This window comes from Streptomyces sp. NPDC012508 (genome assembly GCF_042902595.1).
Taxonomy (GTDB): domain Bacteria; phylum Actinomycetota; class Actinomycetes; order Streptomycetales; family Streptomycetaceae; genus Streptomyces.
Genome location: NZ_JBIBEO010000009.1, coordinates 382435 through 402869, shown reverse-complemented (window position 1 = coordinate 402869; position 20435 = coordinate 382435). Strand labels below are relative to the sequence as shown.

The 20435-nt window shown below is 71.4% G+C and carries 19 protein-coding genes and 1 riboswitch; of the genes, 4 read left to right on the top strand and 15 right to left on the bottom strand.

Annotated features, from left to right (window positions below):
* Positions 1–3 precede the first annotated feature (3 nt).
* Complete coding sequence (locus ACFY8U_RS29890; protein WP_389575368.1) at positions 4–1095, bottom strand: phosphotransferase family protein; 1092 nt, start codon at positions 1093–1095, stop codon at positions 4–6.
* A gap of 37 nt (positions 1096–1132) precedes the next feature.
* Positions 1133–2254: a hypothetical protein gene (locus tag ACFY8U_RS29885; RefSeq protein WP_389575367.1), complete on the bottom strand. Its 1122-nt coding sequence runs from the start codon at positions 2252–2254 to the stop codon at positions 1133–1135.
* 201 nt (positions 2255–2455) lie between these two features.
* Between ACFY8U_RS29885 and ACFY8U_RS29880 the strand changes: the two genes are divergently transcribed.
* Entirely contained in the window at positions 2456–2728 is a 273-nt protein-coding gene (locus tag ACFY8U_RS29880; RefSeq protein ID WP_361445045.1) for a hypothetical protein, read from the top strand.
* On the opposite strand, the gene ACFY8U_RS29875 is transcribed toward ACFY8U_RS29880, so the two are convergent.
* From ACFY8U_RS29875 to ACFY8U_RS29865, 3 genes are all read right to left on the bottom strand, one after another.
* Positions 2691–3863, bottom strand: a complete 1173-nt coding sequence (locus tag ACFY8U_RS29875; protein ID WP_389575366.1) for an acyl-CoA dehydrogenase family protein — start codon at positions 3861–3863, stop codon at positions 2691–2693. The two genes, ACFY8U_RS29880 and ACFY8U_RS29875, sit on opposite strands and share 38 nt — an antisense overlap.
* Before the next feature lie 239 nt (positions 3864–4102).
* Positions 4103–4249 (bottom strand): SCO1431 family membrane protein, encoded by a 147-nt coding sequence (locus ACFY8U_RS29870; RefSeq protein ID WP_361445051.1) that lies wholly within the window; start codon positions 4247–4249, stop codon positions 4103–4105.
* A 157-nt stretch (positions 4250–4406) separates the two neighbouring features.
* Entirely contained in the window at positions 4407–5765 is a 1359-nt protein-coding gene (locus tag ACFY8U_RS29865) for a peptidase C39 family protein (protein ID WP_389575365.1), read from the bottom strand.
* Positions 5766–5954: 189 nt separating this feature from the next.
* Between ACFY8U_RS29865 and ACFY8U_RS29860 the strand changes: the two genes are divergently transcribed.
* Both ACFY8U_RS29860 and ACFY8U_RS29855 read left to right on the top strand, forming a co-directional pair.
* On the top strand, positions 5955–6599 hold the full coding sequence (locus ACFY8U_RS29860; protein ID WP_389575364.1) for a uridine kinase: 645 nt from the start codon (positions 5955–5957) through the stop codon (positions 6597–6599).
* A gap of 364 nt (positions 6600–6963) precedes the next feature.
* Positions 6964–8901 (top strand): AAA family ATPase, encoded by a 1938-nt coding sequence (locus tag ACFY8U_RS29855; protein ID WP_361604607.1) that lies wholly within the window; start codon positions 6964–6966, stop codon positions 8899–8901.
* Positions 8902–8964: 63 nt separating this feature from the next.
* On the opposite strand, the gene ACFY8U_RS29850 is transcribed toward ACFY8U_RS29855, so the two are convergent.
* The 10 genes from ACFY8U_RS29850 to ribD all read right to left on the bottom strand — a co-directional run bounded on the left by ACFY8U_RS29850 (position 8965) and on the right by ribD (position 17438).
* A complete protein-coding gene (locus ACFY8U_RS29850) occupies positions 8965–10062 on the bottom strand; it encodes a hemolysin family protein (RefSeq protein WP_389575363.1) in 1098 nt (365 codons plus the stop codon).
* Complete coding sequence (locus ACFY8U_RS29845) at positions 10059–11399, bottom strand: hemolysin family protein (protein ID WP_361604613.1); 1341 nt, start codon at positions 11397–11399, stop codon at positions 10059–10061. The genes ACFY8U_RS29850 and ACFY8U_RS29845 overlap by 4 nt, the downstream gene beginning before the upstream one ends.
* A gap of 209 nt (positions 11400–11608) precedes the next feature.
* Positions 11609–12061 carry a PH domain-containing protein gene (locus ACFY8U_RS29840; RefSeq protein ID WP_389575362.1) on the bottom strand — a complete coding sequence of 151 codons (453 nt, stop codon included), beginning with the start codon at positions 12059–12061 and terminating at the stop codon, positions 11609–11611.
* Between the two features lie 30 nt (positions 12062–12091).
* The gene (gene hisG / locus ACFY8U_RS29835) at positions 12092–12940 is read right to left on the bottom strand and encodes an ATP phosphoribosyltransferase (protein ID WP_361604619.1); all 849 of its coding nucleotides are present in this window, start codon (positions 12938–12940) and stop codon (positions 12092–12094) included.
* A gap of 96 nt (positions 12941–13036) precedes the next feature.
* Positions 13037–13309, bottom strand: coding sequence for a phosphoribosyl-ATP diphosphatase (locus ACFY8U_RS29830; RefSeq protein WP_260231097.1), 273 nt, complete (start codon positions 13307–13309; stop codon positions 13037–13039).
* 34 nt (positions 13310–13343) lie between these two features.
* Entirely contained in the window at positions 13344–13829 is a 486-nt protein-coding gene (gene ribH / locus ACFY8U_RS29825) for a 6,7-dimethyl-8-ribityllumazine synthase (protein ID WP_215071932.1), read from the bottom strand.
* A gap of 30 nt (positions 13830–13859) precedes the next feature.
* Positions 13860–15137: a bifunctional 3,4-dihydroxy-2-butanone-4-phosphate synthase/GTP cyclohydrolase II gene (locus tag ACFY8U_RS29820; RefSeq protein WP_361766300.1), complete on the bottom strand. Its 1278-nt coding sequence runs from the start codon at positions 15135–15137 to the stop codon at positions 13860–13862.
* Positions 15134–15721, bottom strand: a complete 588-nt coding sequence (locus tag ACFY8U_RS29815; RefSeq protein ID WP_361649579.1) for a nicotinamide mononucleotide transporter family protein — start codon at positions 15719–15721, stop codon at positions 15134–15136. The genes ACFY8U_RS29820 and ACFY8U_RS29815 overlap by 4 nt, the downstream gene beginning before the upstream one ends.
* Before the next feature lie 44 nt (positions 15722–15765).
* Complete coding sequence (locus ACFY8U_RS29810; protein WP_361445076.1) at positions 15766–16374, bottom strand: riboflavin synthase; 609 nt, start codon at positions 16372–16374, stop codon at positions 15766–15768.
* Between the two features lie 2 nt (positions 16375–16376).
* Positions 16377–17438 (bottom strand): bifunctional diaminohydroxyphosphoribosylaminopyrimidine deaminase/5-amino-6-(5-phosphoribosylamino)uracil reductase RibD, encoded by a 1062-nt coding sequence (gene ribD, locus ACFY8U_RS29805; RefSeq protein WP_389575420.1) that lies wholly within the window; start codon positions 17436–17438, stop codon positions 16377–16379.
* A gap of 189 nt (positions 17439–17627) precedes the next feature.
* Positions 17628–17757: riboswitch (FMN riboswitch) on the bottom strand.
* A 241-nt stretch (positions 17758–17998) separates the two neighbouring features.
* Here ribD and ACFY8U_RS29800 point away from each other — a divergent pair.
* Positions 17999–20368, top strand: a complete 2370-nt coding sequence (locus ACFY8U_RS29800) for a chitinase C-terminal domain-containing protein (RefSeq protein WP_389575361.1) — start codon at positions 17999–18001, stop codon at positions 20366–20368.
* The last annotated feature ends 67 nt before the right edge of the window (positions 20369–20435 follow it).

Genomic DNA, 20435 nt, shown 5'->3' with positions numbered 1-20435 from the left:
CGCCTACCAGTAGCTTCCCCGCACCATCGCCGCGAGCGTGGCGTGGTGCAGGATCAGGCTGTCCGGATTCTCCGGCACCTTCACCTCTCCGAAGTGCGCCTGGCGGTACGCGACCCTGAGCATCACGATCGCGTGCCGCAGCGCCGCGTAGAGGGTGTGGAACTCCATGTCGCGTGGTGTGTGTCCGGTGAGGGCGGCGTAGCGCCGTTCGACCGCGTCGCGGCGGAGGAATCCGGGCAGCCCCGGCTGACCGAAGCCGACCGTCAGGTCCTGGAAGAAGCGGTGCAGGTAGACGGTCCAGCCGAGGTCGACCTCGCGCGGGGCGTAGCCTGCCATCTCCCAGTCGAGGACCGCCGCGGGCTCGAATCCGTCGTAGACGATGTTCCCGATGCGCGCGTCGCCCCAGTTCAGGACGGCGGGTCCCTCGTCGGCGGGCCAGTGCGCGTCCAGCCAGTCGAAGGCCGACTCGATGAGCGGGGACGGCGCGAGCCCCTTCACGACCCAGGTGTAGTAGGCGCGTTGGGCGTCGACATGGCGCCGCAGCGGACTGCCCGCGCCCTCGGGGAGCAGGAACTCGGCCTCCTTGGATGGGAACTGGTCGTGCAGCCGGGCAAGTACGGAGACGGATTCGGCCTCCAGCCGGGCCCGTTCGGAGTCGGTCGCGGAGTGCAGCCAGTTCCCCTCGTACGTGTACGGCATGACGTCCGGCGGGACACGTCCCTCGGCCCGGGCCATCACGAAGAACGGGGCGCCGAGCGGCCCCGGGTCGCTCTCCAGCCAGAGGACGCGCGGGACGGGGATGTCGGTGTGCTCCCCGACCAGGCGCATCACCCGGTGCTGCCGCTCCATGTCGTAGACCGGGAAGATCGTGTACGCGGCGGGGTCGGCGGCGAGCCGCAGGGCGCAGCCGCGCACGGGGGCGTCGGGGTGCTCGATGTCGAAGAGCAGGGTCTCGCTGGACATGCCGTTGGAGCCGGGTACGGCGAGTCCGGTGACACGGGCGCCCGGGAGGTGGTGGTCGAGCCAGCCGGTGAGGCGGCGGCCCAGCTCCTCGGGGTCACGGGTCGTGGTGCGCGGACGGGGGGCGGTGGCCATGGACACTCCTCTTCTTCGCGGCTCGGTTCGCCGTGGGTCAGTCGGCCGTGGAGGTGTAGTCGGCGAAGCCGCTGGGGTCGTGGCGGCCGAAGGAGCCGTGCTCGAAGATCCCGTAGCCGGTGCGCCCTTCGAGCGTGAAGCGGGCCGCGTGGTCGGTGACGCCGAACGCGGCCATGGGGTGCGCCGCCGGGTCGGAGAGGTCGTAGACCCTGCGGTCGGTCCAGTCGCGGCCCTGCCAGGTGCCGTGCTGCCAGTCGGCGGCGGGCGGGTAGCCGGCGCCGACGGCGAGCGGGGAGGAGGCGAGGATCTCCACGTCGACCTCCAGGGGCTTGCCGGCCGGGTCGGTGAGATGGACGACGGCCCGCTCGGGGTGGCGGGTGCCCGTGCGGTACGTGATGTCGGTACGGGGCCAGCCGAGTTGCACGTCGCGCCGCCCTTCGCGGACGAGCAGGGCCTCGCTGAGGGTGCGGTACCCGTCGGCGTCCTCCTGGGCGATGACCATGAGGAAGCGGTCGTCGAAACGCATGGGTATCCAGAGCCAGTGGAAGCCGTCGGGCCGGAACTCGTCGGCGCGGCCGGGTTCCTCGCCGGGGATCGGCCGTACGCCCCAGCTGCGGTCGCGGGTGCCGGTCCACTCCCCCGCGGTGACGGTGAACTCCTCGCCGCCGCCCCTGATGGTGCCGGTGCAGTGGCCGGCCTGGACGAAGCGGCGCCCTTCGAGGGTGAGCCGGTCGCCGCGGCGCTGGGTGTGGTGCGGCTCCCAGACGGCCGGGAAGTCACCGGTCCAGGCCAGGTCGAAGGAGAGCCCTCCGGGGTCGGCCGGGTCGGCGTCGCAGTGCAGGGTGAGCTTCTTCAGGGGTTCGTCGACGGTGATGCGGAGCGGACCGACGGCGAGGTTCATCCGGTCGTCGCCGAGGGCGTCGGAGGCACGGACGGCGTGGAGCCGGTCGCCGACGCGGAGGGTGGCGTAGGCGTCGACGACCCCGGTGTTGGGGTAGACGCCCAGCCCCGCGATGAGCAGGGCGCGGCCCTGGTGGTCGAAGACATGGAAGATGCATCGGTCGTAGACGTTGCGATCGCCGCTGACGTGGTGCTTCATCGAGAGCGGCGCCTGGTGCACGGGGTACTCGTCGAGCGCGACGGGCCGGTCCTCTGACACGTGTGACCTCCTGGTCGACAGCGAGATCTGACGGTAAGTCAGAATCCCCGCCGGGGGCCAGAGTCGTGCGGTGACCGATCGAGCGGGGAGAGCACAGGGCGGGTGTCCCCCGGCTCCGGCCCGGCTCCCGGGTAGCGTCCGAACGCCTCCTCGAATCCGTCCGGCGGTGACCCCGGCCCGGCGGGTCGCGTTGGGACAGGCATGACATCGCTGTACACCGCCCCCATCGGCAGCGGACGGCGGCGCCTCGCCGAGCCTCGCTTTGAAGAATCGGTTCCGCAGCCGCCCCCGCACCTCTCCGACCCGCCCATCTACAAGGCGCTGATCAGCCAGTGGGCCAGCCACGGCCGCACGCTGCCTGGCCGCACCGACCAGGAGTGGAACCGGCTGACCGCCGCCCCGGTGTGGGCGGACCGGACCGTCCGCGTGAGCGGCGTCAGCGGGACTCTGGTCCGACAAGGTGGCGGGCGATGACCATCCGCTGGATCTGATTCGTGCCCTCGACGATCTGCAGCACCTTCGCCTCCCGCATGTACCGCTCGGCGGGGAAGTCCGCCGTGTAGCCGTAGCCGCCGAGCACCTGCACCGCGTCCGTCGTGATCCGCATGGCCGCGTCCGTGCAGAAGAGCTTCGCCATGGCCGCCTGCCGCCCGAAGGGCCGACCCTCGTCGCGCAGGCGCGCCGCCTCCAGGTAGAGCGCCCGGCCCGCCTCGACCCCGGTGGCCATGTCCGCGAGCAGGAAGCGGAGCCCCTGGAAGTCCGCGAGCGGACGGCCGAACTGCCGACGTTCCCGGGCGTACGAGACGGCGACGTCGAGCGCGGCCTGCGCGACGCCCACGGCGCAGGCGGCGATCCCGAGCCGCCCGGAGTCCAGGGCGGACAGCGCGATCGCGAACCCCTGCCCTTCCTCGCCGATCCGGCGCGCGTCGGGGATCCGCACCCCGTCGAGGTGGATCTGGGCGGTGGGCGAGCCCTTCATGCCCATCTTCCGCTCGGGCGCGGCCGCGCTCAGGCCCTCCGCGTCGCCGGGCACCAGGAACGCGGTGATCCCCTTCGGACCGTCGCCGCCCGTGCGTGCCATGACCGTGCAGAAGTCGGCGATCCCGCCGTGGGTGATCCACGCCTTGGTGCCGGTGAGTACCCAGTGGTCGCCGTCCCGGACGGCCTTCGTCCTCAGCGAGGCGGCGTCGGAACCGGAGGCCGGCTCGGAGAGGCAGTACGCGCCGAGGAGACCGCCGCCCAGCATCGCGGGCAGATGGGCGGCCCGCTGCTCCTCGGTCCCGAAGTTCGCCAGGGCGTGGCAGGAGAGCGAGTGGACGCTGACACCGAGACCGACGGTCAGCCGGGCGGCGGCGAGCTCTTCGAGGACCTGGAGGTGGACCGCGTAGGGCTGGTCACCGCCGCCGTACTCGGAGTCGTACGGAAGTCCGAGCAGGCCGGAGGAGGAGAGCAGGGAGAAGAGTTCGCGCGGGAAGCGGCCCTCGGCCTCCTCCTCGGCGGCGCGGGGCGCGATCTCCCGCTCGGCGATCTCACGGACCAGGGCGAGCAGCTCCCGGGCCTCCTCGGTGGGCAGCCGGCGTTCCACGGTCTGCGGGGCGCGGTCGGGCATGGCGGCGCATCCTCCCTCTCGGGCGCTGCGGCGGTGCGCGCGGGTGACGCGGCGCCGCCGTCGGTCACTGCTGCGCCGATGCTGCCCCCGGCGGTTCGCGCGCGGGGGCGCCCGGCGCCCGTGGCGCAGGGAGTATGCCCGTTCGGCGGCCCCGGTCACACAGGCCGGGCGCCCCTGGATCCGGGCCCAGGGAGCGGGCCCAGGGGGGCCGCCTCAGGAACCGGGCCCCCGGGGCGGGGTCACATCAGGCCGGCCTGGGTGACGAACATGGCGAGGACGACGACGAGGGTCCAGCCGAGGACGTGCTCGAGGATCTTCGGTCCGTTGTCCTTGGGGCCCCCGGTGCGGGCACGGGAGCGGGCGGCGGAGTGGGTGGTGGCGGTCATGGCAGCCACAGTGCCAGCCGAGGACGGCCCCGGAGTAGGACGCGGATCACGGTCCCGGGACCGTACGGCGTGCGCAGGCGCACCCACTCCCCCGACGACCGTGGGCCGTGGGGCCATGGGGGCCGTGGGGGCCGTGGGGCCATGGGGCCGTCCACGCTCACAGCAGGCCGAGCGACCGCAACGCGCGCTTCCGGCCCGGTGTCGGCCTGTCCGGCCAGAAGATGTAGCAGACACCGCCCGTACCGCTTCTGACCTTGCCGTTCGCGTCGTAGCGCTTCGTGCGGAGCCAGATGTTCTCCCATTCGCGCCGCCGGTAGATCCGGCGCACCGCCTCGTTGCTGGGTGAGGCCGGGTCGTTGGCGATCACGTCGCCGTCCTCGGTGAAGCCGACCACGGTCATCAGGTGGCCGGAGGTGCCGTAGCCGGCGCCGGTCAGTTCCTCCTTGTGGAAGGACTGTGACGTTATGACCGGAATGCCCGCATGGATCAGGGCCTCCAGCTCCGTCAGCGAGCGCAGCCGGGTCACGACCGCGTTCATGTCGGGGTACGTGGCGGCGTAGGCGGCGTTGAAGGGCCAGTTGCCGCAGCCGTCGTACTGGTGGTCGAAGGTGAACCGGGCCGCGTGGCAGACCTGGGGGTCCTCGAACGCCGGGTCGACCCAGGAGAGGTCCTCGGCGCTCGGCCGGCGGCCCCAGTACTCGACGATCATCTGCGAGGAGGTCGGGCTGCACCACGCCTCGCCCCCGTTGTCGTACTCGGGGTACTGGCCGACATGGGTGTTCTGCGAGTAGCGCGGCACGGCCAGCTCGCGGGCGAGGCATGGCGTCGAGGCCGGCACGGTGAAGCGGTCGGGAATGTCGGAGGCCATCGCGCCGAGCCGCCACACGGTGGGGGTGAGGTCGGTACCGGGGGCGCGGTAGAGGGTCAGCCTCAGCCGGTACGCGTCCAGGCGGAGCCCGCTCGTGGCGTCGTCGACGGCGAAGGTGTCGGTCCAGACCGAGCTCTTGCCGTCCTTCTGGCCGTCGACCGAGGTACGCCGGATGTCGCCGTCGCCGGCGGCCCAGCGGCCCATCACGTACCAGGGGGTGGCGCCGGCGTCGTTGTAGGTGCCGCGCAGCTCGATCTGGATCCAGGTGCCGGGCGGGGTATCGGCGTTCCAGGAGGCGATGACCTCGGTGGCGGGGACGGTGGAGTGGTGAACCGGGGAGGTCCAGCTCGCGTACTCCCAGGTGGAGGTCGTGCCGGTGTGCGGGTCGGCGTAGTCGGTGACGCCGAGGGGCGTACCGATCACCAGGCCGGGACGGCGCCCGGTGACGACCCTGGTGCCGGCCCGGTCGCCGCCGCGCCAGTCGGTGAGGGAGACCCAGAAGCGGTTGTCGACGAGCGCGGGTTCCGGCGCACGGCCGCGGGCGCCGGCGGGGGCGGCCGTGGCCGGCGCGGTGGAGGCCACGGACGTACCGGCGACGGCGGCGAGTGCCGCGGCGAGGACGGTTCTGCGGGGAGTGGAACTGGCCATGGGCGATGACCCCCGGTCGAGAGCGGCGAACGACGGCGACGGGCGGGAAGTGGGGACCACTATCGCGGCTCGCGGAGCGGTTCTGCCAGCGATTCGGCACGCGTCGCCGCACCAATATTGGTCTGCACCACTGGCGCCGCCGGGCCCCTGACCTGCAGCGCCTACGGGCGGGATCGCTACGCTTGCCCCATGACCGAAGGGACCGCCGGAACCGACCTCGACCGCGCCGCCGATGCGCTGCGCGGCCTGCCGCCGTCCTGCGGACCGGTCCGGCTGATCGCCGTCGACGGTCACGCGGGCTCGGGCAAGTCGACCCTCGCCGGGCACCTCGCCGCCCGCCTCGCCGCGCCCGTCCTCCACCTCGACGACCTCGCCAGCCATGAGGAGCTGTTCGCGTGGACGGGGCGGATGCGGGACCAGGTGATCATGCCCCTCTCCCGGGGCGAGGTCGCGCACTATCACCCGTACGACTGGAATCTGCGGACCTTCGGCGCACCCCGCCCCCTGCCGCCCGCCCCGGTCGTCCTGGTCGAGGGCGTCGGCGCGGGGCGGCGGGCACTGCGCCCCTTTCTCGCCGCGCTCCTCTGGATGGAACGGGCCCCCGAGGAGTCCTGGGCGCGCGGCCGGCACCGGGACGGACCTGCGCAGTCGGAGTTCTGGGACGGCTGGACGGTGGCGGAGACTCGCCATTTCTCCGCGGACCCTTCGCGCCCCTTCGCCGACACCCTGGTACGGGAGTGCCCTGAGGGGTACGAGTGGCTTCCTGGGCCGTCCGTGACCGCGGGCCCGAACCAGATCATCACGGAGAGTGAAGCCGCGCCACCACGTAAATGAGTAGGCGGAATCCCACTTCCGCAAGTGCCTCAACTCCGCTTGACCCAAGGGGCGTACAGGTCTTACGTTCTCAATGTGCGGCTTTCCGAAGCCGTCGCGGACACGAAGCCCCCGGTTGTTCCCCCGTGATCGGGGGCTTCGTTCTGCCCTGATCATCCCTTTCTCCGGCCCGTAGACGACCTTGATGCTTACCCAGGGTTACGGTCATCGGATCATGCACTACTCCTTCGTCGCGCCCCCTCTGCGCAGGTACGATGCCCTTCGGTGGGGTCAATTCCCGTCCACGAGAAGGCGGTTCTGTACGGCTTCCGGCGGGTGCCCGCCTGCCGGGACAGCAACGGGGGCACGTTTTGTGGGGGACCCGATGGACATCGGCACGCAGGGCGGAACGGCCCCGGCCGAGCTCGCCTGGCTGCGGGGAGTCGACGCCTACACGATGGGCGCCTATCCGCAGGCCGAGGAGGAGTTCCGTACGGCCGTACGGATCGATCCCGGTATGGCGGACGCCTGGCTCGGGCTGCACGCGCTCCGGGTGGACACCACCACCGCGCTGCTCAGGATGTACCGCAACCGCGACCGGTTCGGCGAACAGCGCGCACGCCACCGCCGGACCCTGAACTCCTGGTACTGGCTGGGCTGGTGGGTCCAGCCCGTGCTGGAGAGCCCGCGCGACCTCCTCCTCGCGCACGCCTCGCACTGGCTCGACGGCCGCCATGTGCCGGAGCTGGACCGGGCGCTGGCCGGGCTGCCGCCGGTCGACACCGATCCGCAGGTCCGCTTTCTGCACGCCTGCCGGTCGTATCTCGTCAAGGACTGGGACCAGCTGGTCCGGCACACCGAGACCCTGGTGGACGATCCCCTGCTCGGGATCGAGGCCGGGCTCTTCGGCGGGATGGCCCGGGTCCGACTGGAGATGTACGGCCAGGCGGAGCCGCTGCTCTCGGCGGCCTTGATGCGCTGCCGCAGCGAACAGCCGCAGCGCAAGGAGCTGCGCTACTGGCTGGCCAGGGCCCACGAAGGCACCGGGCGGAGCGCGGCTGCCTTACCGCTCTACCGGGCGGTGCACCGGATCGACCCGGCGTTCATGGACACGGCGGCCCGGCTCGCGGCGATCACCGAGTACGACGGGTTCGAGGGACCGGACGACACGGCGGGGCTCGCGACGGTCGCCCTGGGCGGGGTCGGGCAGGACGCCTCCGCCGACGCGACGCAGACCGACCTCGACGGCCCGGCCTCCGACGGGCTTCGCCTCGGCAGCGAGCCGGGTCTCGGCACCGAACCCGGGCTCGGTGCCGAGCCCGGGACCCCGCCACCCCCCGCGGGACCGCCCGAGCCGCCCGACGTACGGCAGAAGGCGCCCGTCCCCGCGCAGCCGTCGCCGCCGCGCTTCCCCGCCAGCCCGACCGACCCGGCCCTGCTGGCCGAGGCGCTCGCCGAGCTGGAGCGCATGGTCGGGATGGAGCCGGTGAAGCGGCAGGTCAAGGCACTGTCGGCGCAGCTGGAGATGGCACGGCTACGGGCCGGGCAGGGCCTCCCCGTCCAGCCACCGAAACGTCACTTTGTCTTCTCCGGCCCCTCGGGCACCGGGAAGACCACCGTGGCCCGCATCCTCGGCCGGGTCTTCTACGCGCTCGGGCTGCTCGGCGGCGACCATCTGGTCGAGGCCCAACGGGCGGATCTCGTGGGCGAGTTCCTGGGCCAGACCGCCGTCAAGGCGAACGAGCTGATCGACTCGGCGATCGGCGGGGTCCTCTTCGTGGACGAGGCGTACTCGCTCTCCAACACCGGCTACAGCAAGGGCGACGCCTACGGCGACGAGGCGCTCCAGGTCCTCCTCAAGCGCGCGGAGGACAACCGGGACCACCTGGTGGTGATCCTCGCCGGCTACCCCGAGGGCATGGACCGGCTGCTGGCCACCAATCCGGGGCTCTCGTCCCGCTTCACGACCCGGGTCGACTTCCCGTCGTACCGCCCGCTCGAACTCACCGCCATCGGCGAGGTGCTCGCGGCGACGAACGGGGACTGCTGGGACGAGGAGTCGCTGGACGAGCTGCGCTCGATCAGCGGCCATGTCGTGGACCAGGGGTGGATCGACGAGCTCGGCAACGGACGCTTCCTGCGCACGCTGTACGAGAAGTCCTGCGCGTACCGCGACCTCCGCCTCGCGGGCTACCCGGGCACACCCACGCGCGACGACCTGGCGACCCTGCGCCTGGCCGACCTGATGCAGGCCTACGGCGAAGTCCTCTCCGGCCGCGGCCCGTCCCCCCGGGGCCCCCAACAGGACCCCGGGGGCATGTGAAGGCCCGCACCCGGCCCGCCGCGGGGCCCGGCGGGCGACCGCCGAGTCCCGCGGCCTCGCCGCTCAGGCCGTCAGGGCTTCGTCCGTACGGTCCGGGCGGGGGCTCCTGAGCAGGCGCGCCGGGGGTGACGGCACGGGCAGGCGGTGGGCCGGGTCCCGGACCTCGCCCACCAGCATCTCCAGGACGTCCTCCAGGGCCACGAGCCCCAGCACCCGGCCCGAGCCGTCGGAGACCTGGGCGAGATGGGTCGCCGCGCGGCGCATCACGGTGAGCGCGTCGTCGAGCGGCAGCTCGGCCCGGACCGTCGCCATCGGGCGCCAGATGTGCTGCGGCACCGCCCGCTCCCGCTCCTCCAGGTCCAGGACGTCCTTGACGTGCACGAACCCCATGTACGTCCCGCGCCCCTCGGCACACACCGGGAAGCGCGAGTAGCCGGTGCGCACGGTGAGCTCCTCGATCTCCCGGGGCGTCACGGACGGCAGAACCGTCACCAGCGCCGACGGGGCGATGAGCACGTCCGTCACCGGACGGCTGCCCAGCTCCAGGGCGTCCTCCAGGCGCTCCTGCTCGACCGGGTCGAGCAGTCCGGCCTGGCCCGCGTCCTCCACGAGCCGGCCGAGCTGGGCGCTGGTGAAGACCGCCTCCACCTCGTCCTTCGGCTCGACGTGGAACGCCCGCAGCACGAGTCGGGCGCAGGCGCCCAGCGCCCGCGTCACCGGTCGGCACAGCCGGGCGAAGCCGACGAGGGCGGGGCTGAGCCAGAGCGCGGTCCGCTCGGGTGCGGCCATCGCGAGGTTCTTCGGGACCATCTCGCCGATCACGAGATGGAGGAAGACGACCGCGGCGAGCGCCACGACGTACCCCAGCGGATGGATGAGTCCGGCCGGCACGCCGACGGCGTGGAAGACCGGTTCGAGGAGACGCGCCACGGTCGGCTCGGCGACCGCGCCCAGGGTCAGGGAGCAGACGGTGATGCCGAACTGCGCGGCCGCCATCATCTGCGGCAGGTTCTCCAGGCCGTACAGGACCTGGCGCGCCCGTGTGCCGCCGAGCGGCTCGATCTGGCTGCGGCGTACGGAGACGAGCGCGAACTCGGCGCCGACGAAGAAGCCGTTGGCCACCACGAGGAGGAGGGCGAACAGCAGTTGGAGCAGGCTCATCGGACCGCCTCCGGCACCGCGGGCACCTCGGCCGTCCGCACGATCCGCACCCGCTCGGCGCGGTAGCGGTCGACCTGTCGCACCAGGAGCCGCCAGCCGGGGAGCTCCGCCCGGTCGCCGGGGGCCGGGATGCGGCCGAGGAGGTCGGCGACGAGGCCGGCGACCGTCTCGTACGGGCCGTCGGGCACGTCGAGGCCTATCCGGTGCAGGGTGTGCACCCGGCAGGAGCCGTCCGCCTCCCAGGCGGGGTTGCCGTCCTCGGCGGCCACGGCGGCCAGCTCGGGCCGCTCGTCGGCGGCCGTGTCGTGCTCGTCGCGGACCTCGCCGACGAGCTCCTCCACGATGTCCTCCAGGGTGACGACCCCGGCCGTACCGCCGTACTCGTCGACGACCACGGCGATGGGCTGCTCGCGGCGCAGCCGCTCCAGGAGCGCCTGCGCCGGCAGGGTCTCGGGGACGAGGAGCGGGGGGACGGCGATCCTCCCGACCGGGGTGCGCTGCCGTTCGTGCGGAGGCACGGCGAGCGCGTCCTTGAGGTGGACCATGCCGACGATCTCGTCGATGCGCTCGCGGTAGACGGGGAAGCGGGAGAGGCCCGTCGCCCGGGTGAGGTTGAGGACGTCGGCCGCGGTGGCGTCCGACTGCAGGGCGCTCATCCGTACCCGCGGTGTCATGGCCTGCTGAGCGGTGAGTCCGCCGAGTGTCAGGGTCCGTACGAAGAGGTCGGCGGTGTCCTGTTCCAGCGCGCCCGCACGGGCGGAGTGCCGGGCCAGCGAGACCAGCTCGCCGGGGGTACGGACGGAGTCGAGCTCCTCGGTGGGCTCGACGCCCAGGAGCCGGACGAGCCTGTTGGCGACCCGGTTCAGGAGGGTGATGACGGGACGGAACAGGGAGGCGAAGAGGTGCTGCGGGCCCGCCACGAACCGCGCCACCTGGAGCGGCCGCGAGACCGCCCAGTTCTTCGGGACGAGTTCGCCCACCACCATCTGCACGGCGGAGGCGAGCAGCATCCCGATCGCCACCGCGACCCCGGGGACGGCGCCCTCGGGGAGTCCGGTGGCGGTGAGGGGGCCGTCGAGGAGCTGAGCCAGCGCGGGCTCGGCGAGCATGCCGACGACGAGGGAGGTGATCGTGATGCCGAGCTGGGTGCCGGAGAGCTGGAAGGACAGCTCGCCGAGCGCCTTGACGACGGTGCGGGCGCGCCGGTCGCCGGCGGCCGCGGCCCGTTCGGCCTCGGGGCGTTCCACGGTGACGAGACCGAATTCGGCCGCCACGAAGAAGCCGTTGGCGAGGATCAGGAGGAAGGCTGCGGCGAGCAGCAGAAGCGGGATGATCATGCCGCCGCCTCCGCGGAGGGGGCGGCGCAGGTACTACCGGACGATCCGTCCATTGCCGGAGGGAGTCACTCCTCGGGTCGCAGGGAGGCCTCGCGGACCGCGGCAGCGGCCCTGCACACGCGAGGCGGTGGTGCCGCTCGGCACCACCGCCTCCAGAGTAGTCACGCACACCGTGCGTAGGGCAGGGGGTCGGCCCCCGTATGGGGGACTCAGCCGCCGTCCGGGCCGGTGCCGCGGCTGTCGGCCAGGGCCCGCAGCGCGCGGGCGTCGCGGATGGCCTGCTCCTTGGCGATTCCGGGCTGGATGCCCAGCGCGGGCAGGCTGGTGCCGTCGCTCAGGTCGAGGAAGACCCAGGGGTCGCCGGGCCGCAGGTTGACCCGGAGGATTTCGGCCCACGCCAGTCGGCGTGTCCGGGTGATGTTGACGACGGTGACGCCCTCGTCGTCCGCGACGACCTTGGGCCGGCTGAGCAGCATCAGGATGCCGAGGAAGAGCATCGCGGTGAAGATGAAGCTGGCCCGTTCGCCGGGGCCGAGCTTCTCCAGCATCAGCGCGACGGCGGTGATGACGACGAACATCACCGCCCCCACGGTGAGCAGCACAGCACGGGTGCGGCCCGGCCTGAAGGTGACCGGGAGGGCAGGCGTCGGCGACTCGGACATCGGTGTTCCTCGGTGGGTCGTGCCGGGCCGTCAGAGACGGCAGGCGTGGATGGCCGTCGTCAGGATGGCGCGGGCACCCAGCTCGTACAGGTCGTCCATGATCCGCTGCGCCTCCTTGGCCGGAACCATGGCCCGGACCGCGACCCAGCCCTCGTTGTGCAGGGGCGAGATCGTGGGCGACTCCAGACCCGGGGTGAGGGCGACGGCCTGCTCCAGGTGCTCGGCGCGGCAGTCATAGTCCATCATCACGTAGCTGCGGGCCACGAGGACACCCTGGAGGCGGCGCAGGAACGTCTGGACGCGGGCGTCCTCGGTGTCGGCGCCTGCCTGCCGGATCACCACGGCCTCGGAGGTGAGGATCGGCTCGCCGATGACCTCGAGGCCGGCGTTGCGCAGGCTGGTGCCGGTCTCGACGACGTCCGCGATGATCTGGGCGACGCCGAGCTTGATCGCGGTCTCGACGGCACCGTCGAGGTGGACGACGGAGGCGTCGATGCCCTGGTCGGCGAGGTGCTTGGCGACGATGCCCTCGTACGAGGTGGCGATCGTCATGCCGTTGAAGTCCTCGGGGCCCTTCGCGGTGCCGGGTCGGGTGGCGTAGCGGAAGGTCGACCGGCCGAAGTTCAGCGGGAGGATCTCCGCCGCGTTGGCGCCGGAGTCGAGCAGCAGGTCACGACCGGTGATGCCGATGTCCAGCTTCCCGGAGGCGACGTAGATCGCGATGTCCTTCGGGCGCAGGTAGAAGAACTCGACCTCGTTCTCGGGGTCGATGACCACGAGCTCCTTGGACTCCTTGCGCTGGCGGTAGCCGGCCTCATGGAGCATCGCCGACGCAGGTCCGGACAGTGAACCCTTGTTGGGGACGGCGATGCGCAGCATGGGATGAGCTTCCTTTGCCTGGGAGTTTTCGGGAGGGTGTTCGGTGCGCTCAGAGGTGTCGCGTGGGGCGTGTACGGATGTACGGGTGTACGGACATCAGAGATGGGCGTAGACGTCGTCGAGCGAGATCCCGCGGGCGACCATCATCACCTGGACGTGGTACAGCAGCTGCGAGATCTCCTCGGCGGCGGCTTCCTTGCCCTCGTACTCCGCGGCCATCCAGACCTCGGCGGCCTCTTCGACGACCTTCTTGCCGATGGCATGGACACCCTTCTCCACCAGCTCCGCGGTGCGGGAGGTGGCCGGGTCGCCGTTCTCGGCCTTGAGCTTGAGCTCGGCGAAGAGCTCTTCGAAGGTTTTGTTCGCCATGATGGTCCTAAGAGTACGGGGTGAGGATCTCCACTCAGCGCCAGGGTTCGCTGACCGTGCGCAGCGTGGTCGCGGTGGCGACGGCGGCGGTGACGGCCTCGTGGCCCTTGTCCTCGCTGGATCCTTCGAGGCCTGCCCGGTCGAGGGCCTGCTCCTCGTTGTCCACGGTCAGGACGCCGAAGCCGACGGGTACGCCGGTGTCGATCGAGACCTGGGTGAGGCCGTGGGTGACGCCCTGGCACACGTACTCGAAGTGCGGCGTTCCGCCGCGGATGACGACGCCGAGCGCCACGATGGCATCGTAGCCGCGCCCGGCGAGGACCTTCGCCACGACCGGCAGCTCGAAGCTGCCGGGGACGCGGAGCAGGGTCGGCTCGTCGATGCCGAGCTCGTGCAGGGCCCGCAGGGCACCGTCGACGAGTCCGTCCATGATCTTCTCGTGCCACTGGGCCGCGATCACGGCCACCCGGAGGTCGCCGCAGTTCTTCACGCTGAGGACGGGTGCGCCCTTGCCGCTCATGTCTCTCCTAGCTCCGTACTGATCGCTGACTTACTGGTTGCCGCAGGTGGACGCGGCTTCGGCGTCCAGCCAGGGCAGGTCGTGACCCATCCGGTCCCGCTTGGTGCGCAGGTAGCGGAGGTTGTGCTCGCCCGCCTGGACGGCCATGGGCTCGCGGCCCTCGACCCTGAGGCCGTGCTGGGTGAGGGCGGAGATCTTGTCGGGGTTGTTGGTCATCAGCCGCATGCTGCGGACGCCGAGGTCGCCGAGGATCTGGGCGCCGGCCGCGTAGTCGCGGGCGTCGGCGGGCAGCCCGAGTTCCAGGTTGGCGTCGAGGGTGTCACGGCCGCGCTCCTGGAGCTCGTACGCGCGCAGCTTGGACAGCAGGCCGATGCCCCGGCCCTCGTGGCCGCGGAGGTAGACCACCACGCCCCGGCCGGCCTCGGTGATGCGGTCCATGGAGGCCTGGAGCTGCGGGCCGCAGTCGCAGCGCAGCGAGTGGAAGATGTCGCCGGTCAGGCACTCGGAGTGGACCCGGACGAGGACGTCCTCGCCGTCTCCGATCTCGCCGTGCACGAGGGCGACGTGCTCGACGCCGTCGACGGTGGAGCGGTAGCCGTACGCGGTGAACTCGCCGTGGGCCGTGGGCAGCTGGACCTCGGCCTCACGGCGGACCGTCGGCTCGGAGGAGCGGCGGTACGCGATGAGGTCCTCGATCGAGATGATCGTGAGGCCGTGCTTGCGGGCGAAGGGGACGAGCTCGGGCAGGCGCAGCATGACGCCGTCCTCGCCCGCGATCTCGACGATCGCGCCGGCCGGGCGCAGACCCGCGAGGCGGGCGAGATCGACCGCGGCCTCGGTGTGGCCGTTGCGGGCGAGGACGCCGCCGGGCTTGGCGCGCAGCGGGAAGATGTGGCCGGGGCGGACGAAGTCGCCGGGCTCGTGCCGGCCGCTCGCCAGCATCCGCAGGGTGGTGGCGCGGTCGGCGGCGGAGATGCCCGTCGTGACGCCGTGGGCGGGGGCCGCGTCGACGGAGACGGTGAAGGCCGTCCGCATCGACTCGGTGTTGTGCTCGACCATCTGCGGGAGTTCGAGGCGCTCCAGCTCGTCGCTCTCCATGGGTGCGCAGATCAGCCCGCGGCACTCGCTCATCATGAAGGCGACGACCTCGGGGGTGGCCTTCTCGGCGGCGATGACGAGGTCGCCCTCGTTCTCGCGGTCCTCGTCGTCGACGACCACGACGGGGCGGCCCGCGGCGATGTCGCGGATGGCCTGCTCGACGGGGTCGAGGGAGAGGTCGGTGACGTCCCAGATCGGCAGCGCGCTCATGCCGTAGCTCCTTCCAGAGCGGTGGTGCGCGTCCGGAGCCACCAGTCGCGCATGCCCCAGATGACGAGGGCGAAGTAGATGACGTAGACCAGGCCGGAGAAGGCCAGGCCGCTGTTGAAGGCGAGGGGGACACCGACCAGGTCGACCAGGAGCCAGGCGAACCAGAACTCGACCAGGCCGCGGGCCTGGGCGACCATGGCGACGAGGGTGCCGACGAAGATGTACGCGTCGGCCCACGGGGACCAGGAGAGCGACGGGTAGAGCGTGAACAGGCCGCCGACCGCGAGGGTGCCGAGCACGGCTCCGCCGAGAAGGAAGGCGCGTTCCTTCCAGCTCGCGAAGCGGACGGCGATGGAGCCGTCCTGGGCCTGCTGCCGGCCGCGGTTCCACTGCCACCAGCCCCAGGCGGCGACGCCTATGACCAGGAGCTGCTTGCCCACGCCGCCGCTGAGGTGGGCGGAGGCGTAGGCCCCGACGAGGATGACGCCGGAGAGCAGCTGCGCGGGCCAGGTGAGGATGGAGCGGCGCCAGCCGAGCGCGAGGGCGATCAGACCGATCGTGTTGCCGATCATGTCGGACCACATGATGTGCTGGTCGAGGACGGTGAAGGCCTCGGAGTTGAGCCAGTTCACTTGACGTTCTCCCCGGCGGTCGGGCCGAGCAGCCGCTCGACGTACTTGGCGATGACGTCCACTTCGAGGTTGACCGGGTCGCCGCTCTGCTTGATGCCGAGCGTGGTCAGCGCGAGGGTGGTGGGGATGAGGCTGATGGTGAACCAGTCGTCGGCGACCTCGACGACGGTGAGGCTGACGCCGTCGACCGTGATCGAGCCCTTCTCGACGACGTACCGGGAGAGGTGTGCGGGCAGGCCGATCTTGACGATCTCCCAGTTCTCGGACGGGGTCCGGTCGAGGATCGTCCCCGTACCGTCCACGTGGCCCTGGACGATGTGTCCGCCGAGGCGGTCGCCGACCGCCATCGGGCGCTCCAGGTTGACGCGGGAGCCGACCTCGAGGGCGCCGAGCGAGGAGCGCAGAAGCGTCTCCTCCATCACGTCGGCCGTGAACTCGCCGTCCCCGAACTCGACGACCGTGAGACAGACACCGTTGACGGCGATGGAGTCGCCGTGCTTGGCGCCTTCCGTGACCAGGGGGCCGCGCAGGCGGAAGCGGGAGGCATCGGCCAGCTTCTCGACGGCGGTGACCTCACCCAGTTCTTCGACGATTCCGGTGAACACGCTCAACGCTCCTTGGGAGTGGCAGTGATACGAAGATCGGGGCCGATGCGCACGGTCTCGGTCACGTCGAGGCGCAACGCGTCGGTGATGGTGGTGATTCCGGCGGCGGCGAGGGCGTTCGGACCCGCCCCGAGAAGGACCGGGGCGAGGTAGCCGACGACCTGGTCGACGGCTCCCGCGGCGACGAAGGCGCCGGCCAGGGTCGGCCCGCCTTCGAGGAGGACGGAACGGACGCCGTGCCGGTGGAGCGCCGCGAGGAGTTCCGGGAGGTCGAGGCCGCCGCCGGGCGCGCGGGACAGCCGCCACGTCTCGGGGAAGTGCGCGGTGTCCTCCAGGGGGACGTCCTCGGCCACAGCGACCACGGTGCGGGCCGCGTCGTCGAGGACCCGGGCCCCCGGCTTCACGGCGCTCGCCTCGGTGTCGACGACGACCCGCAGCGGCTGGCCGGCGCCTTCGATGCCCCGTACGGCCAGGTGGGGGTCGTCGGTACGGGCGGTGCCGGAGCCGACGACGACGGCGTCGGCCTCGGCGCGCAGCCGGTGGACGTCGGAGCGGGACTCGGCCGAAGTGATCCAGCGGGAGGTCCCGTCGGCGGCGGCGATCCGGCCGTCGAGGGTGGCGGCGTACTTCCAGCGGACGAAGGGGCGGCCGAGACGTACGGAGGTGAGCCACGCGATGTTGCCCGCCTCCGCCTCCTCCGCCAGGAGGCCCTGCACGACCTCGACACCGGCCGCGCGCAGGGTGTCCGCACCGCCTGTGGCCTGCGGGTTCGGGTCGCCGACCGCGTACACGACGCGGCTGACTCCGGCCTCGACGAGCGCCTGCGCGCAGGGGCCGGTGCGGCCGGTGTGGTTGCAGGGTTCGAGGGTGACGTAGGCCGTTCCGCCGCGGGCGCGCTCGCCGGCCGCGCGCAGGGCGTGGATCTCGGCGTGCGGTCCGCCGGCGCGCTGGTGGAAGCCCTCGCCGACCGGGTCTCCGGAGGCGTCGAGGACGACGCAGCCGACGACGGGGTTGGGGCTGGTGGAGCCGAGACCACGGGCGGCGAGCGCGATGGCGCGTCGCATGACGGTGATGTCGGTCGGCTCTGCCACCGGGTCCTCCTGCCTCTTCGGGCACGGACTCCGGGGCCTGTCGATGACGACAGAGAGCGGGTACGACGCTTCGCACAGGGGTGCCGAGGCCGGAGACACCGGTCGCCGAGGACGGCGACCAGCGGCGATACGGCCGACAGCGCCCCTTGATGAGGTCGCCCGCCGCGCACTGCCTCCCATCCGGACTTTCACCGTCGGTCCAGGAATTTCACCTGGTCAACCGGCCGCTGGCTGCGGACGGGTCGCGGACTATACCGCCGGTTCGGAATTACACCGACCCCGGAGTGCGCTGCTGCTGATACAGGGCCAGTGTGCCACGGACGGCCGTCGGCCATGCGCGCGGTGTCCTGTGGGCTGGCTCACAGCACCCCGCGGCCACTTTCGTTGGTCCAGACCTATTGACGCACTGGTCTAGTCCTCTTAATCTCCGTGTCACCTCCGAGGTACGGCCCGCGGTGTGCGCACTCCACGGGCCCAACACGACCCACCCCTTTGTTCGTTGTGTTCTTACACCTCCCCAGGAGGAACCGATCGTGTTGTCCCCCACGAAGACGAGGGTCTCGCTGCTCGCGTCCGGCGCGGCCGTCGCCGGGCTGCTGATCAGCTCCCTCGCGGGCGGTGTCTCGTACGCCGCCGACAACGAGAGCTGTCGCCCGGACGGGCTGTACAAGACCCCCGGCGTCGACGTCCCGTACTGCTCGGTCTACGACACCGAGGGCCGCGAGAAGATGGGCGCGGACCACCAGCGCCGGGTCATCGGCTACTTCACCGGCTGGCGCACCGGCAAGAACGGCGAACCCGCCTACCTCGCCAACAACATCCCGTGGGACAAGATCACCCACATCAACTACGCCTTCGGACACATCGGTTCCGACAACAAGCTGTCCGTCGGCACGGACGGGCCGAACAACGCGGCCACCGGGATGACCTGGCCCGGTGTCGCGGGCGCCGAGATGGACCCGGGCTTCGCCTACAAGGGCCACTTCAACCTGCTGAACAAGTTCAAGAAGCAGCACCCGGACGTCAAGACGCTGATCTCGGTCGGCGGCTGGGCGGAGACCGGCGGCTACTTCGACGACAACGGCACCCGGGTCGACTCCGGCGGCTTCTACTCGATGGCCACCAACGCCGACGGCTCGGTCAACCAGGCCGGGATCAACACCTTCGCGGACTCGGCCGTCGCCTTCATCAAGAAGTACGGGTTCAACGGCGTCGACATCGACTACGAGTACCCGACGACGATGAAGGACGCGGGCAACCCGCTCGACTGGCAGCTCTCCAACGCCCGCCGCGCCGGACTGGTGAAGGGCTACGACGCCCTGATGAAGAGCCTGCGCGAGAAGCTCGACCGCGCCGGCGCAGCCGACGGCAAGCACTACCTGCTCACCGTCGCCGCACCCTCCTCGGGCTACCTGCTGCGCGGCATGGAGACGTACCAGAGCCAGAAGTACCTGGACTACGTCAACATCATGTCGTACGACCTGCACGGCGCCTGGAACGAGTACGTCGGCCCCAACGCCTCGCTCTTCGACGACGGCAAGGACGCCGAGCTGGCCGCCGCCAACGTCTACGGCTCCTCGCAGTACGGAGGCATCGGCTACCTCAACACCGACTGGGCGTACCACTACTTCCGCGGCTCGATGCCGGCCGGCCGGATCAACATCGGCCTGCCGTACTACACGCGCGGCCACAAGAACGTGCAGGGCGGTACGGACGGACTGTGGGGCAAGGCCTCCGCGACCACCTGCCCGGCTGGCGCGGGTCTGACCAAGTGCGGTGACGGCGCCGTCGGCATCGACAACCTGTGGCACGACAAGGACACCAACGGAGCCGAGTCGCCGGCCGGGTCCAACCCGATGTGGCACGCCAAGAACCTGGAGAAGGGGATCGTCGGCGACTACGTCACGCGGTACGGCTTCCCGGCGAACACCACCCTGACCGGCACCTACGCCCGCAAGTACGACTCGACGCTCGTCGCGCCGTGGCTGTGGAACGCGCAGAAGAAGGTCTTCCTCTCCACCGAGGACGAGCAGTCGGTGGCAGCCAAGGCCGACTACGTGGTCAGCAAGGGCATCGGCGGCACGATGGTCTGGGAGATGGCCGGCGACTACGACTGGAACGCGGGCAAGGGACAGTACGAGATGGGCTCCACGCTCACCTCACTGATGTACGACAAGTTCAAGGCGGCCACCCCGTACGGCGCGAAGAAGTCGAACGCCACGCTGCCGACGAAGGCCGTGAACGTGGGCGTGGAGTTCACCGAGTTCAAGCTGGGCGACTCCAACTACCCGATCACCCCGAAGATCAAGATCACCAACAACACGGCGACCGCGCTGCCGGGCGGCACGGAGTTCCAGTTCGACTACGCGACGGCCGCGCCGGGCAACGCCTCCGACCAGTCCGGTTTCGGCACGAAGGTGATCAGCAGCGACCACACCGGCAACAACGTGGGCGGTCTGAAGGGCGACTTCCACCGGGTGTCGCTGAAGCTTCCGGCCTGGCAGTCGCTGGCCCCGGGCGCGTCCGTGGACCTGGCGTTCAACTACTACCTGCCGGTCTCGACGCCGTCGAACTGGACGGTGAACATCAGCGGCACGACGTACGCGCTCGCCGGTGACCTGGCGCGCGGTACGACGGTGGTGGAGCCGGGGACGACCACCCCGCCCACGACCCCGCCGACCACGCCGCCCACCACCCCGCCGACGACTCCCCCGACCACGCCGCCGACGACGCCGCCGGGTGGCACCTGCACCGCCCCGGCGTACGTGGCCGGCACGGTCTACAACGGGGGCACCGAGGTCTCCCACAAGGGCCGCAAGTGGAAGGCCCAGTGGTGGACGCAGAACGAGGAGCCGGGCACGACCGGCGAGTGGGGCGTCTGGAAGGACCTGGGGGCCTGCTGACCCTCTGACCTCCGAGTCGCTCCGGCCTCGGAAGAACGCCCGGCGGCGGGATTCACGGCCCTTGCCG

Coding starts and splice junctions, on each gene's coding strand:
- ACFY8U_RS29820 (WP_361766300.1), bottom strand. CDS start 15,137: ATGAGCGCGCTGCCGATCTGGGACGTCACCGACCTCTCCCTCGACCCC.
- ACFY8U_RS29840 (WP_389575362.1), bottom strand. CDS start 12,061: ATGTCCGAGTCGCCGACGCCTGCCCTCCCGGTCACCTTCAGGCCGGGC.
- ACFY8U_RS29815 (WP_361649579.1), bottom strand. CDS start 15,721: ATGTGGTCCGACATGATCGGCAACACGATCGGTCTGATCGCCCTCGCG.
- ACFY8U_RS29860 (WP_389575364.1), top strand. CDS start 5,955: ATGACCGAAGGGACCGCCGGAACCGACCTCGACCGCGCCGCCGATGCG.
- ACFY8U_RS29865 (WP_389575365.1), bottom strand. CDS start 5,765: ATGGCCAGTTCCACTCCCCGCAGAACCGTCCTCGCCGCGGCACTCGCC.
- ribH (WP_215071932.1), bottom strand. CDS start 13,829: ATGAGCGGCAAGGGCGCACCCGTCCTCAGCGTGAAGAACTGCGGCGAC.
- ACFY8U_RS29880 (WP_361445045.1), top strand. CDS start 2,456: ATGACATCGCTGTACACCGCCCCCATCGGCAGCGGACGGCGGCGCCTC.
- hisG (WP_361604619.1), bottom strand. CDS start 12,940: ATGCTGCGCATCGCCGTCCCCAACAAGGGTTCACTGTCCGGACCTGCG.
- ACFY8U_RS29875 (WP_389575366.1), bottom strand. CDS start 3,863: ATGCCCGACCGCGCCCCGCAGACCGTGGAACGCCGGCTGCCCACCGAG.
- ACFY8U_RS29870 (WP_361445051.1), bottom strand. CDS start 4,249: ATGACCGCCACCACCCACTCCGCCGCCCGCTCCCGTGCCCGCACCGGG.
- ACFY8U_RS29890 (WP_389575368.1), bottom strand. CDS start 1,095: ATGGCCACCGCCCCCCGTCCGCGCACCACGACCCGTGACCCCGAGGAG.
- ACFY8U_RS29830 (WP_260231097.1), bottom strand. CDS start 13,309: ATGGCGAACAAAACCTTCGAAGAGCTCTTCGCCGAGCTCAAGCTCAAG.
- ACFY8U_RS29850 (WP_389575363.1), bottom strand. CDS start 10,062: ATGAGCCTGCTCCAACTGCTGTTCGCCCTCCTCCTCGTGGTGGCCAAC.
- ACFY8U_RS29845 (WP_361604613.1), bottom strand. CDS start 11,399: ATGATCATCCCGCTTCTGCTGCTCGCCGCAGCCTTCCTCCTGATCCTC.
- ribD (WP_389575420.1), bottom strand. CDS start 17,438: ATGCGACGCGCCATCGCGCTCGCCGCCCGTGGTCTCGGCTCCACCAGC.
- ACFY8U_RS29855 (WP_361604607.1), top strand. CDS start 6,964: ATGGACATCGGCACGCAGGGCGGAACGGCCCCGGCCGAGCTCGCCTGG.